The organism is Frankia umida (assembly GCF_023242945.1).
GTDB classification, from domain to species: domain Bacteria; phylum Actinomycetota; class Actinomycetes; order Frankiales; family Frankiaceae; genus Frankia; species Frankia umida.
In genome coordinates this window covers 1-12,540 of record NZ_JALKFT010000014.1, presented here as the reverse complement: position 1 = coordinate 12,540, position 12,540 = coordinate 1, and the positions used below count along the sequence as shown (strand labels likewise).

At 70.5% G+C, this 12,540-nt stretch carries 11 protein-coding genes and 1 tRNA gene; 7 read left to right on the top strand and 5 right to left on the bottom strand.

What is annotated here, in order from left to right; translation table 11 throughout:
- Positions 1–58: 58 nt before the first annotated feature.
- Positions 59–526: a response regulator gene (locus MXD59_RS14910; RefSeq protein ID WP_308301713.1), complete on the bottom strand. Its 468-nt coding sequence runs from the start codon at positions 524–526 to the stop codon at positions 59–61.
- A 79-nt stretch (positions 527–605) separates the two neighbouring features.
- Entirely contained in the window at positions 606–1,313 is a 708-nt protein-coding gene (locus tag MXD59_RS14905; protein WP_248825343.1) for a hypothetical protein, read from the bottom strand.
- A gap of 323 nt (positions 1,314–1,636) precedes the next feature.
- Here MXD59_RS14905 and MXD59_RS14900 point away from each other — a divergent pair, with 323 nt between their 5' ends.
- The 3 genes from MXD59_RS14900 to MXD59_RS14890 all read left to right on the top strand — a co-directional run bounded on the left by MXD59_RS14900 (position 1,637) and on the right by MXD59_RS14890 (position 4,815).
- Positions 1,637–3,145 (top strand): MmgE/PrpD family protein, encoded by a 1,509-nt coding sequence (locus MXD59_RS14900; RefSeq protein WP_248825342.1) that lies wholly within the window; start codon positions 1,637–1,639, stop codon positions 3,143–3,145.
- Complete coding sequence (gene prpB, locus MXD59_RS14895; RefSeq protein WP_248825341.1) at positions 3,145–4,038, top strand: methylisocitrate lyase; 894 nt, start codon at positions 3,145–3,147, stop codon at positions 4,036–4,038. The genes MXD59_RS14900 and prpB overlap by 1 nt, the downstream gene beginning before the upstream one ends.
- A 252-nt stretch (positions 4,039–4,290) precedes the next feature.
- The gene (locus MXD59_RS14890) at positions 4,291–4,815 is read left to right on the top strand and encodes a DUF6328 family protein (protein ID WP_248825340.1); all 525 of its coding nucleotides are present in this window, start codon (positions 4,291–4,293) and stop codon (positions 4,813–4,815) included.
- Between the two features lie 79 nt (positions 4,816–4,894).
- Here the strand turns inward: MXD59_RS14890 and MXD59_RS14885 are convergent, their stop codons facing one another.
- Positions 4,895–6,145, bottom strand: a complete 1,251-nt coding sequence (locus MXD59_RS14885) for a COG4705 family protein (protein WP_248825339.1) — start codon at positions 6,143–6,145, stop codon at positions 4,895–4,897.
- A 264-nt stretch (positions 6,146–6,409) separates the two neighbouring features.
- On the opposite strand from MXD59_RS14885, the gene MXD59_RS14880 reads away from it, so the two are divergent.
- Positions 6,410–7,081, top strand: coding sequence for a phosphatase PAP2 family protein (locus MXD59_RS14880; protein ID WP_248825338.1), 672 nt, complete (start codon positions 6,410–6,412; stop codon positions 7,079–7,081).
- Positions 7,082–7,250: 169 nt separating this feature from the next.
- Positions 7,251–8,144 (top strand): COG4705 family protein, encoded by an 894-nt coding sequence (locus MXD59_RS14875; RefSeq protein WP_248825337.1) that lies wholly within the window; start codon positions 7,251–7,253, stop codon positions 8,142–8,144.
- 858 nt (positions 8,145–9,002) lie between these two features.
- Here MXD59_RS14875 and MXD59_RS14870 read toward each other — a convergent pair.
- A tRNA-Asn gene (locus MXD59_RS14870) sits at positions 9,003–9,075 on the bottom strand.
- 142 nt (positions 9,076–9,217) lie between these two features.
- Between MXD59_RS14870 and MXD59_RS14865 the strand changes: the two genes are divergently transcribed.
- Together MXD59_RS14865 and MXD59_RS14860 are read left to right on the top strand one after the other, a co-directional pair.
- A complete protein-coding gene (locus tag MXD59_RS14865; RefSeq protein ID WP_248825336.1) occupies positions 9,218–9,499 on the top strand; it encodes a hypothetical protein in 282 nt (93 codons plus the stop codon).
- Between the two features lie 431 nt (positions 9,500–9,930).
- The gene (locus MXD59_RS14860; RefSeq protein ID WP_308301712.1) at positions 9,931–10,257 is read left to right on the top strand and encodes a winged helix-turn-helix transcriptional regulator; all 327 of its coding nucleotides are present in this window, start codon (positions 9,931–9,933) and stop codon (positions 10,255–10,257) included.
- A gap of 671 nt (positions 10,258–10,928) precedes the next feature.
- Here the strand turns inward: MXD59_RS14860 and gltX are convergent.
- Positions 10,929–12,359: a glutamate--tRNA ligase gene (gene gltX / locus MXD59_RS14855; protein WP_248825334.1), complete on the bottom strand. Its 1,431-nt coding sequence runs from the start codon at positions 12,357–12,359 to the stop codon at positions 10,929–10,931.
- Between the last annotated feature and the right edge of the window lie 181 nt (positions 12,360–12,540).

Below are 12,540 nucleotides of genomic sequence, written 5' to 3'. Positions count from 1 at the left end.
CTGCCGCCCTGCTCGTAGGGGTGTCACGCCGCAGGTGGGCGTGGTGGGTGGTGTCTCCTCATCGAGCGTGGCGGTCGAAAGGTGCGGTGGTGCGGCCGACGGTCGAAGACTGTTCGCTCGAGCCCTGTATCGGCAGGCGGACCTCGGTGAGAAAGAACCGTTCGATCCGTCGAATCACGTGTGCGAACTGGTGCAGGTCGGTCGGCTTCGTCACGAAGGCGCTGGCCTGCAGGTCGTAACAGGCAGTGATGTCCGCGCTCGATGCGGAGCCGGTCAGCACGACGACCGGAATGGAGCGCAGCTTGGCGTCCGCCTTGAGTTCGGCGAGCAGCGCCCGGCCGTCCTGCCGGGGTAGGTGGAGATCCAGCAGAATCAGGCTCGGTCGTGACGTGGGCGCGGCGCTGACCGCACCGCGCAGGTAGGCCAGCGCCGACACCCCGTCGGTGACCACCCTCAGGCGGGCCGGCACGCCCTGGTCCGCCAGGACGATCTCGACCATCAGGGCGTCGCCTGGATCGTCCTCCACCAGAAGAATCTCGGCGGGCGCCGAATCCGGCACTGCACCTCCCGTTACCCCGCGGCCACCACCGTTCTCGGAGACGGTCTTACCATTTCTGCGCGTGATCTCTCTCCGTCGCCGTCCCGGAACGGCCCGGGTGGGCGTCGGTGGCGCCCCGCTGCGTGGGCCATGCCGGCCACAGGGCGGGTCGTCGGGTCGCCGACGACGGTCCTCGTCCGCCCGTGGGCACCGCTGCGGCACCGGCCCGGACAGCCGGAACCGGCGGTGAGACCGCGCGGGATGTCGGGTGAGCGGCCACCACGCCCGGCTGGGAAGCGGACGCGGTGGCCGGGCGGATTCGGCGGGTGAGCATGGCCAGGGTCGCCAGCAGAAGACCCAGGATGCCCAGAGCGCGCAGGGAGGTGGCCAGCTGCATGATCGGCGGCGTGGCGGTGTCGAACGCCGCCTGCAGCACCATGATGCGCAGCGCGCACGCCGCCACCGATCGTCCCCGCCCGGCCGCGCGGAACATGGTGTCCAGGACCAGCACCCAGGCGCCGAGATCGTCGCGGGGCGCCGGGATGGCGCTCGGGACCAGCAGCGCGTTCGCCGACACGATCCGGCCGGCCACGACCATCGTGATCGTCACGACGGTCACGTAGACGATCACCAGTCGGGACAGTGTCCGCAGCAGGGAGACGAAGCCAAGCAGGGCGATCACCAGGCAGACCAGCCCGGGAGCGCCGCCGCCCGCCGCGACCCCCACCCCCGCGAGACACAGACCCGCGGTCACCATGGCGGTGGCCGTCGACATGGCTCACCTCGTCGAGGACAGGGGCACGCGGCGCGGGGTCCGGGTGCCGGACGGTGCGCCGGCCCGGCCCGGCCAGCCCGGGGCGGGCCGGCGCACCGGCGCAAACGGACATCGGCGACGACCGCACCCTACCCGATTATGAACCCAAAGTAGCGAAAGAATTTCTCAGTGTGTTCGTTTTCGTGTTTGTGCTGGAACGTCGCGGCCCCTCGGACGGGCCGATATCCTGGCCACGCCAGGGTGGACGGGCCGCCGGGTCGCCCGGTCATCGGTGCGCACGACAGCGAGCATCGAACGTCGAGAAGGTCGGCAGGTACCCAGCCATGATCGAGCACCAGGTGCGCGTGTTCGGTAGCGGAGAGCAGGTCGCCCGGTCCGCCGAACTGGCCTGGAAGCTCGCGGAGGTGGCCGCCGATCCGGTGGCCGTGCCCGACGACGTCACCGAGATGGTGATCAACCGGGTGATCGACAACGCCGGGGTGGCAGCGGCATCGCTGGAGCGTGGCCCGGTGGTGGCCGCCCGCGACCAGGCGCTGCGGCACGCCCCGGCGCCCGGGCGGGCCGGGGCGACGGTGTTCGGGCTGCCGGCGCGGGTGCGCGTCTCGCCGGAGTGGGCTGCGTGGGCGAACGGGGTCGCCGTGCGTGAGCTGGACTTCCACGACACCTATCTGGCCGCCGACTACTCCCATCCCGGCGACAACATCCCGCCGATCCTCGCCGTGGCCCAGCAGCTGGGCCTGGGTGGACGGGAGCTGGTGCGCGCCATCGCCACGGGCTACGAGATCCAGGTGGCCCTGGTGCGGGGCATCTGCCTGCACGCCCACCGGATCGACCACATCGCCCATCTGGGTCCGTCGGCCGCGGCCGGCATCGGCACGCTGCTCGGTCTGCCGGTGGAGACGATCTACCAGGCGATCGGGCAGGCGCTGCACACCACGACGACCACCCGGCAGTCCCGCAAGGGCACGATCTCGAGCTGGAAGGCGTACGCGCCGGCGTTCGCCGGCAAGATCGCCATCGAGGCGGTCGACCGCGCGCTGCGTGGCCAGGGTGCGCCCGCCCCCGTCTACGAGGGCGCCGACGGTGTGATCGCGCGGCTGCTCGACGGCCCGGACGCCGCCCATGTCGTGTCGCTGCCCGCGGCAGGGGAGGCCAGGCGGGGGATTCTCGACACCTACACCAAGGAACATTCCGCCGAGTACCAGAGCCAGGCGCTGATCGATCTGGCCCGCCGGCTCGGCCCGGCGGTCGGGGACCTCACCCAGGTCACGTCGATCGTGCTGCACACCAGCCACCACACCCACGCCGTGATCGGCTCCGGGTCCGGTGATCCGCAGAAGTACGACCCGCGGGCCACCCGGGAGACCCTCGACCATTCGATCCCCTACATCTTCGCGGTGGCCCTGCAGGACGGCGACTGGCATCACGAACGTTCCTACGCCCCCGCGCGGGCCAGCCGGCCGGACACGATCGAGCTCTGGCAGAAGATCACCACGGTGGAGGACCCGGACTGGACCCGCCGCTACCATTGCTCCGATCCCGCTGAGAAGGCGTTCGGAGGGCGGGTCGTGGTCACCCGCACCGACGGTTCGACGCTGATCGACGAGATCGCCGTCGCCGACGCCCATCCACTCGGCGCCCGCCCGTTCGGACGCGCCGAGTACCTCGCGAAGTTCCGCCGTCTCGCCGGAAGTGTCCTGCCCGCCGAGGAACAGGACCGTTTCCTCGAGGTCGCCACCCGTCTGCCGCAGCTGCGCCCCGATGAACTCGCCGGCCTCACCCTGACGCCCGCCCCGCCGCTGACCGCCAGCGGCACCGACGGCATCTTCTGATGCTGCACGCGCGCGTCCCCGTCCACGAGCGTCGTGCCGCGTTGCGGGCGGCGTTGCGCTCGGGCCGGCTGCTGCGGTTTCCCGGTGCGTTCAACCCGCTGAGCGCGGTGCTGATCACCGAGCTCGGTTTCGACGGGGTCTACGTCTCCGGCGCCGTGCTCGCCGCCGACCTGGCGCTGCCCGACATCGGCCTGACCACGCTCACCGAGGTCGCCACCCGCGCCGGGCAGATCGCCCGGGTCACCGACCTGCCCACTCTCGTCGACGCCGACACCGGCTTCGGTGAGCCGATGAACGTCGCCCGCACCATCCAGACCCTGGAGGACGCGGGTCTGGCCGGCTGCCACCTCGAGGACCAGGTCAACCCCAAACGCTGCGGCCATCTCGACGGCAAGACGGTCGTCCCGACCGAGGAGATGCTCCGCCGCCTGCGCGCCGCCGTCGCCGCCCGCCGCGACCCGAACTTCCTGCTGTGTGCCCGCACCGACGCCCGTGCCCTCGAGGGCCTGACCGGCGCGATCGAGCGGGCCCGCGCCTACGTCGACGCCGGCGCCGACCTGATCTTCCCCGAGGCGCTGGCGGATGCCAGCGAGTTCGAGGCGTTGCGCGGGGCCGTGGACGTGCCGATCCTCGCGAACATGACCGAGTTCGGCAAAAGCGAACTGCTCACCACCAGCACCCTGGAATCGGTCGGGGTGAACCTCGTCCTCTACCCGGTGACCCTGCTGCGCATCGCCATGGGGGCCGTCGAGGACGGACTGCGCCGCATCGCCACCGAGGGCACCCAGGCCGGCCTCGTCGAACACATGCAGACCCGCGCCCGTCTCTACGAACTGCTCGACTACTCCGCCTACACCTCCTTCGACGCGAGCGTCCTCACCTTCCGGACCTGACCCTGAGCCGGGCCCGGCCGGGATGCCCCGGATCGTCGAGTGCCACGGCGAACAGCCTGCGTTTCGGCCGGGCATCCCGACCAGCGCTGCCGCGTCCGTCCCGCCGCCGACAGTGGCCCGTGTGACGCCCGCGCGCACTGGCGGGCCACCTCGTCCCGTGTCGGCGGTCGCGGACCATGAGCGCCCGATCGGTCGGGCAGTCCGCCGCCCGGAGCCTGGCCGGAGTTCGCCGCGTGAGGTTACGGTGCGGCGATGACGCAGGACAAAGCGCCCGACACCGAGGACGCCGCGCAGGCCCGGGGCGAGACGTTGGCCGAACGGGCCGACCGCAACTGGGGCGAACTGCTCCAGGAGCTGCGCGTCGCCCAGACCGGTGTGCAGGTACTGACCGCCTTCCTGCTCTCCCTGCCGTTCCAACAACGGTTCACGACGCTGAACCACGAACAGCGTGTGCTGTACCTGGTCATCGTCGTGCTGTCGGCCGGCGCCACCGGCCTGCTCGTGATGCCGGTTAGCATGCACCGGGCGGTGTTCGGCCGTCGGGAGAAGGGGGCGCTGGTCCACATCGCGAGCCGGGTCGCCCAGGCGGGTATCGCCCTGCTCGCCCTGGCCCTCTCCGGCGTCGTCGCGCTGATCTTCGATGTCGTCGAGGGACGCACGGCCGCGATCATCGCCGGTGCCATGGCCCTCGTGCTGCTGGTGGTCCTGTGGGCGGTTGTCCCGCTGGCCGTCCGGCTGCGCGGACGCCGCACCACCGGCCGTCAGGTCGCATGGTGACCGCGCTCTCGTCTGATCCCTCGGCGCGCCGGTCGTCCTCCGGGCGGGCACCGAGAACAGGCATCTGTCGGGAGGCCGATCACCTGCCGGTATCCGGCCCGAGAACGGACAGGAGCGCGGAGAGAGCCGTCCTTTCCTGACCGACGTCCGGGTTCGAGGAACGCAGCGCGCGCAGCGCCGTGTCGATCCGGTCGTCGACCTCGGTCCAGGCGGACCCGTTCCGTGCCTTCAGGCGTGCGGTGGCGTTGTCCCAGGCGGCCTCGAGATCGCCGACGCGGGACGTGGCGGCGCCCTGGCGGCCGCGGTCGAGGCGATCCAGGGTGTCCTGCGTGATCGTGCGGAACCTGGTCAGGTCCCCGAGGGCCGTGGCCACGCTCGGATGGTCGCCGGTCGCGGCCACGGCCGGTGCGTCGTTGTGCAACGCGGACCTTCGCAGGACGTATCCCGTTCCCGCGGTCACGAGTACGAGCAGCAGAACGACGACCGTCTGTACGAGCCCGCCCCGTGGCGGTGCGGGATCGTGCCCGCCGGTCGAAACGGCCGGGATGGCGTCGACCTTCGTCACCGACAGGTAGGCGACGACCGCGGCGATTCCGGCAACGAAGATCAGGCTCGTCGTCGTGGCACCCAGCCCGAGCCCACCCGCATCCGGGGACTGGGAGAGGTAGTCGCCGATCGAGGCACCGAGCGGCCGGGTCAGGATGTAGATGAGCCAGAAGGCGAGGACGGGATTGAGCCCGAGTCTCCATCCGATCCCCAGCAGCGCGGTCGAGGTCACCATGATGACACCTGTCATCAGGTATCCGATGCCGAGCACCTCGGCCATGAGATCACCGGTTGCCGTGCCGAGCGCAAAGGTGACGAAGATGGTCAGCCAGTAGAAGGCCTCGCGGCGCCGGGTGTGGATCGAGTGAATGGAAAGATCCCGCTCGACCAGATACCACGCAAGAAACGTGAGCGCGAGAAGGGAACCGAAGACCAGCGCGCTGGTTTCCAGCGGCACGCCGAGGCTGTCGGTCAGGTTGTCCGTCACCAGTGTGCCGAAGACGCTCACAAGAGCGACGGCGAGCCAGTACCGGGCCGGTACGTATCGCCCCGCGGAGAACTGGAGGGCCAGGGCACCGGCGAGCAGCACCCCGGTGACGACGGACGTGCCGGTGAGGCCGAAATGCAGATTGACGTTCAGGAAGTCGGCGGCGGATTCTCCGACCGTCGTGCAGAGCACCTTGACGATCCAGAAGAAGGCGGTGACCTCCGGGACCCTGCTGAGCGGCCGGCGAGCCGGCGCGAAGACGCCGCCCGGGGTGGCAAGGTCGTGTTGTGAAGGCATGCCTCTCTCTTCCGATCCGTCGGTCGCGGTGACCGGGTCGCCGCCGAGGAGCCGGCGTGGGCGTCCACCTCATTGCCGCCGGGCACCACGTGCCGTCGACAGCCTGCGCCACGTTTCATGTAGGGAGGATGTGACCGGTGGTGCTGCCTCGAGGCGCGGGACGCGGTCCGGTCGTCGGGTGAAAAACCAGCACGACCAGGCCGGGAGAGAGGATCGGACGAGCCACATCTTTTTCACATGCGCCGGCTTCTACCATGCCTTCTCGTGACCCATGTGGCGACATCGCGCCGCATCGTCGGCGCGGTGTCGGGCCTGCTCCTCGCGGCCCTGCTGTGCGCCGTCCTGCTCAGGGGCGGGGCCCCGTTCGCGCTGGACACCGCCTGCCATCGATGGGTCCTCGACCATCGCGGTCGCGCGCTGACCGACCTCGCCGTGACGGTGACGCGGACCGGGGCCGGGGTCTGCGCCTACGGTCTGGCCGCGGCCGGTGGCGCCCTGGCGCTGCGGCGGCCCTGGCCCTGGCGCTGGTGGCCGGCGGCCCTCGTCGCGATGGCGGCGTTGCTGGTGGGGCAGGCGCTCCGGACCGGCCTGGCCGCCCTCGTGGGCAGGGCCCGCCCCCCGGCGGCCGACTGGATCACTCATCCTTCTGGCCAGGCCTTCCCGTCCGGGCACACCACCACCTCGACCCTGTTGGCCATCGGTGTGGCCGTGGTCCTGCATCGCCGGGCCGGGCGGCCCGCCACCCGCGTCGCCGCCGTGGTCATTCCGGGCCTGTGGGCGTTCTCGGTGGGTGCCAGCCGGGTCCTTCTTGGCGTCCACTGGACCACGGATGTTCTCGCGGGATGGCTGCTCGGCACCCTTGTGGCCTGCATCTGCCTACCGGCACTGGCAGCGGTACTGCATCGAATCCGTCCGGATTCTTCGGGTGACGACTGAAAGGCGCCCAAAGCATCGCACCACCCGTTATGGGTGACTGAAGGTCTCCCTCACACCGTTCTCACATCTGGGTGCGCCTACCTTCCGCGATGGATACCGGAGATTCCGGGGCTCCGGGGGTGGCACCAGGACGCGGAATTTTCCGAGAAGCGCGGATGTGGGAGGTTCTATGGACGGGTGGGAAAGTACCGCCGGAACGGATCGGATCCTGGACGTCCGGTATGTGGCGAAGAAACTGCCGGAGATCACGCTCGCGTTCTGGGTCATGAAGGTCGCGGCGACGACCCTGGGCGAGACGGCGGGGGATCTGCTCGCCCAGACCCTCGGTCTCGGCTACTTCCTGACCACGGTGATCCTCGCACTTGTCTTCGTGGTCACGCTGGCCGTGCAGTTGCGGGCGCGGTCGTACAACCCGTTCTTCTACTGGACGGTCATTCTGTCCACCAGCACGGCGGGCACCACGATCTCCGACTTCATGAACCGCGATGCCAGTGGGAGGTACCTGGCGGCGGGAACCGGCTCGTTGGGATGGGGCCCGCAGGGCCTCGGTCTGGGTTACCCGGTGGGCGCGGCCATTCTGTCCGCGCTGCTGGTCGCCATCTTCGTGGTCTGGCGGCGCAGCGGACTGCCCTTCGCGATCGGCAGTATCGACACGCTGCGCGGTGAGACGTTCTTCTGGTCGGCGATCCTGGTGTCGAACACGCTCGGCACCTCGATGGGGGACTTCCTCGCGGACAGTTCGGGCCTCGGCTACGCGGGGAGCGCGCTGCTGATCGTCGGGCTGCTGGGTCTGCTGCTCGCGCTGCGCTGGCAGCCGGCGGTGTCGAACGTGCTGCTGTTCTGGCTCGCCTTCGTGCTCACCCGCCCCCTCGGCGCGACCGCCGGCGACTTCCTGACCAAGCCGGTGGCCAAGGGTGGGCTCGCCCTGGGCACCCTCGGGTCGTCGACGATCCTGCTGGCGCTGCTGCTCGGTCTCGTCGGGTACGCCCAGCTCCGACAGCGGCGTCAGACCGGTGCGGTCGGCGCCGTCGAGGTGGACACGGCGTCGATCGGCGTCTCCTGATCCGTTGCCCGGCGCGTATCGGCACACCGCTGGTCGCGAGACCCCGGGACCGTGCCCGAGGTGACCGCGGGGCCCGGCATGGTGGGGATCACTGCGCCGGGCCGCCCACCCGCATGTCCGGCGAGTTCGAGATGGCCGATACGAGGTGATGATCGATGTGTCGGCCGCCTGAGCTGACGGCGCCGCGATCGCTGGCAGAGGCGCTCCCAGCTCGTTCTACCCACCGGGGAGACCGCGATCGGTAAGATCCGGCCGGCCGAGACCTCGGTCGGCTCGGTGACCGCGCGGGTGTGGACCGATCCGTGGGCGAAGCGTTCGACTTGGGCGAACCCGGTCGGGTGCGGGAGTATGCGGACATGGCCGCCCAGGTCGCAGACCGATCCCCGTCGATGTGGAGTCGTTGCCTCGTCCGCCTCGACCTCGCGACCGCGCTGCTGCTGTCCGACTCCCCCGATCCGGAGCACAGCACCTCACTAGCACCCCTGCCCGCTAGGTTTAGCAGGACCTCTAGCGCCGAAAATTGGCCCTGACCTGGGCCCCTAGTGCCTAGCAGGGGTTCGGGCGAAGACCCGGAACTCGGCTCCGGGGCGGGTCCACGTCCCTCTCCCGCGCCGCTGGAGGCTGACTGCGAGACGCCTCAACGGGCCCGGAACGGGTACGTCCTCCGGGTGCCCTGAGGAGCGCGTCCGTTCTCCGGCTGCCCGGGACCGTCAAGACCGCGTATGGCACGCGCACGGACGGATGACGTCATACAGACAGACCCGGATACGAAAAGAATCATGGAGGCAAAGTGGAGGTGATCTTCACTTCAAGATCCTTAGGATCTTGCTTAACTGGCCCCTGACCTGGGAAAATGTGCTCCCGCGAGAGGACTCGAACCTCTAACCTGCCGGTTAACAGCCGGCTGCTCTGCCAATTGAGCTACGCGGGATCGGGTGCCGCAGCACCTGACGCAGTCAGCCTACCTGAGGTTCAGGCCGTCCTGGGCATGGGGTAGGAATCGATCTGGTGTCCCAACGCCACCCGGCCGGTAGATCACCGCCGGCACGTCCCTCGGTCTTCTGGGAGGCAACATGCGGATCAGGCCCAGCGTCGTCATCGCACTTGGCGTCGGTTACGTCCTCGGCGCCCGAGCTGGGCGGGAGCAGTATGACGCGATTATGCGTCAGGCGCGGGAGATCCGTGAGCGGCCCGAGGTCCAGGGCGCGGCCGGTCTGATCTCCGCGCAGGCTGGTGCGGCCTTCCAGCGGGCGCGTGGCCTGCTCGGCATCGAGCCCGAGCCGCCCAGGACGCTCCCGTTCCGTCCGCTGGCGGCACATAGCTCCAACGGTGTCAGCTCCGTGAGTACCCATTGATGGTCGACTGACCCGACCGGGCCGCGGGCGGGGCCCCGCCCAGGTGCCCCGCGGCGCTCGCCCCTTCCCCGCCGGCACCGCGATCGTTGTGACGCTGCGCACCCATCAGGACGGTCGCTCCCGGTCGAGAAGAGCGGCGGGCGGCTACCCGGGCCGTCGTGGGGGGCAGATCGGACGCGATTGGCCCTGTCGCGACCCGCATGGCTTTCTGCGACCATCTGGTCTCCGGAGACGCCGCACGCTCGGTGAGGTCGGTGGCCGGGAGCGGCGCTGGTGTCGGGACGGCGAGTAGGGATGGATACCCGTTGAGTCCAGGTGGACGGGGCGGCGGACGCCGCGGGGGACAGGGGAACGCGGGGGAGCCAGCCGGCGGGAGGCCCTCCGGTGGCGGATCGCCCGCTGGCGGGCCGCCTGCTGGGGTGGGGGCGCCGGTGGCGTTGGCCGCCCTGGTGGAACTGCTGGGGCGCCGGTACGCGCTGGGCGTCTACTGGCGGCTACGGGCCGGGGCGGAGTCGTTCCGCACGCTCGAGGCCCGGTTGGACGCACCCGCGGCGCAGCTCACCCAGCGGCTGCGAGAGCTGCGCGAGGGCGGGATCGTCGAAGTGGACGAGGTCGGCGAGTACCGGCTCACCGCGCACGGCCGGCGGCTGCAGGGAGTCATCGAGCCACTGGCGGCCTGGGCCGACGAGTGGGCGGGGTTGCGGCCTCGCCAGCGCGTCCCACGTGGCGCCGCCGATCGCGGTTACGACGAGCCCTGACGCCCCCGGACGGTCCCCGGGCCGCCGGACGGTCCCGGGCCGCCGGGGCCGGGGCGCCGCCGGACTCCAGCGAGAGGCGTCAGTCGTGAACCCAGGATGCCCATCTGGCAACCATCTGTAGCCGATGGGGCGCTGGGGAAGATCTGGGAAGCGCTCGGGCGCGGGGCGGCCCGATGGTGGTGCCTGGAAGGCGTGGCGCTTGCGGGCATTATGACGGATTGCGTTCGCCTATTTGACGAACGGTGATGACGGGTTCACAGCTTGTCTTTCGATGATCTTAAGAATCCTTTAGGTCGCGGGAGATGTGCTGTGTCTGTCGGATTCGACGCGGGAGCGCCAGCGGAACCCCCGAGGCCATGGCGCACTGGTGCTGCTCCCCGTCGATCCGGCCGACCAGAGCTCCACCCGGCGAAGGTAACCCCGACCTTCGGTGGGTGTGCCCAGCCCGGGTCGCGGCCCGTCCCAGCCGCGACCCGGGCTCAAGTCCTTTCCGGCGGTCTTTCGGCATCGAGCCCCGATTGCCTCACTTATTACGGAACGTTCAACACATTCGGCGCTCGACTGTTCTCATGCCGTGACCAGCCGGCCGCATTGACGAACCATCCGGGTCAATCAGCGCGCCCGGAGCGCGCCGCCGGACGATGGCCAGCCCCAGCCCTCAGGCCCGGGGCTCAGTCGGTGGTGGCGGCCGCGGTGTCGGCGAGGCGGGCGCGGGCGGTGGCGAGGCGGTCGCGGGTGGCGTCCCGGCCGAGGAGCTCGAGGGACTCGAACAGGGGCAGGCCGACGGAGCGCCCGGTCACGGCGACGCGCACGGGGGCCTGGGCCTTGGCGAGCTTCAGGCCGTGCCGCTCGCCGATCTCCAGCAGCGCCGACTTCAGCGCGTCCGCCGTCCAGGAGACAGTGCCGAAGTGTTCGTGGACGTCGGCGAGCAGCGCCGCGGCGGGACCCTTCATCGCCTTCGCCCAGGCCGCGTCGTCCACGGGGGCCTCGGGAAGGAAGAGGAAGTCGACCATGGGAACGATCTCGGCGAGCACCGACAGCCGGGACTGCGCGAGCTCGGCCACGGCCGCGAACACCTTCGGGTCGAACGCGTCGGCCGGCCAGGGCGCCGCCGGCGCGCTCAGCCACGGCCGGACGGCGGCGGCGAACTCGTCCACCGTGAGGGCCCGGATGTACTCGCCGTTGAACGCCCGCAGCTTCTTCTCGTCGAAGAACGCCGGCGACGGCTTGACATCGGCCAGGTCGAAGGTGGTCTCGATGGTCTCCCAGGCGACGATCTCCTGGTCGCCGGGCGGTGCCCAGCCGAGCAGCATCAGGTAGTTCTTCATCGCCGCGGGCAGGTAGCCCTCGTTGCGGTAGGACTCGAGCGCCACCTTGTCGCGACGCTTGGACAGCTTCTGCCGCTTCTCGTTGACGATGACGGGGACATGCGCCCACACCGGCGGTTCGGGTGCGCCGAGGGCCGCCCACAGCAGCTGCTGCTTGGGGGTGTTCGGCAGGTGCTCCTCACCCCGGATGACGTGGGTGATGCCCATCTCGAGGTCGTCGACGACGTTGGCGAGCAGGAACACCGCCGAGCCGTCGGCCCGGGCGATGACGAAGTCCTCAAGGGTGTCGTTGGCGAACTGCGGCTCGCCGCGGATGAGGTCCCGCACGACCGTCACGCCCTCGTCGGGGGTGCGGAACCGCAGTGCCCGCCCGGGGCCGGCGGTCAGGCCCCGGTCACGGCAGTGGCCGTCGTACCCGCGCTGGGGGTTGCCGGTGCGCTCGGCGAGCAGCTCACGGGTGCAGTCGCAGAAGTAGGCCAGGCCAGCCTGCTGGAGGCGGGCGGCGGCGTCCCGATGGGCCTGCGCCCGCGACGACTGCAGGACGGGGCCTTCGTACCGGCCGGGGCTGATACCCAGCCAGTCGAGGGCGCTGATGATGCCGTCGGTCCATTCCGGCCGGTTGCGGGAGGCGTCGGTGTCCTCGACGCGCAGCACGAAGTCGCCGCCTGCGCGCAGCGCCACCAGCCAGTTGAACAGCGCCGAACGCGCCCCACCGACATGAAAGATGCCGGTGGGAGACGGCGCGAACCGGACCCGTACCCGCCCAGAACTCATGCCGGCGAGCGTACAGGGATCTCGGGGTCTCCCTCGCACACCGCGGACGGACGACCACGCACCCGACCTGCCCGGCGGGCTGGCTGTGGCGCTGTGTCCGCGGTGGCGCGGGTGGTGGGTGTTATTCGCCGAGGAGGTCGAGGGGGGTGGTGGGGTGGTGGGTGTGGTGGGGGGTGTGGAT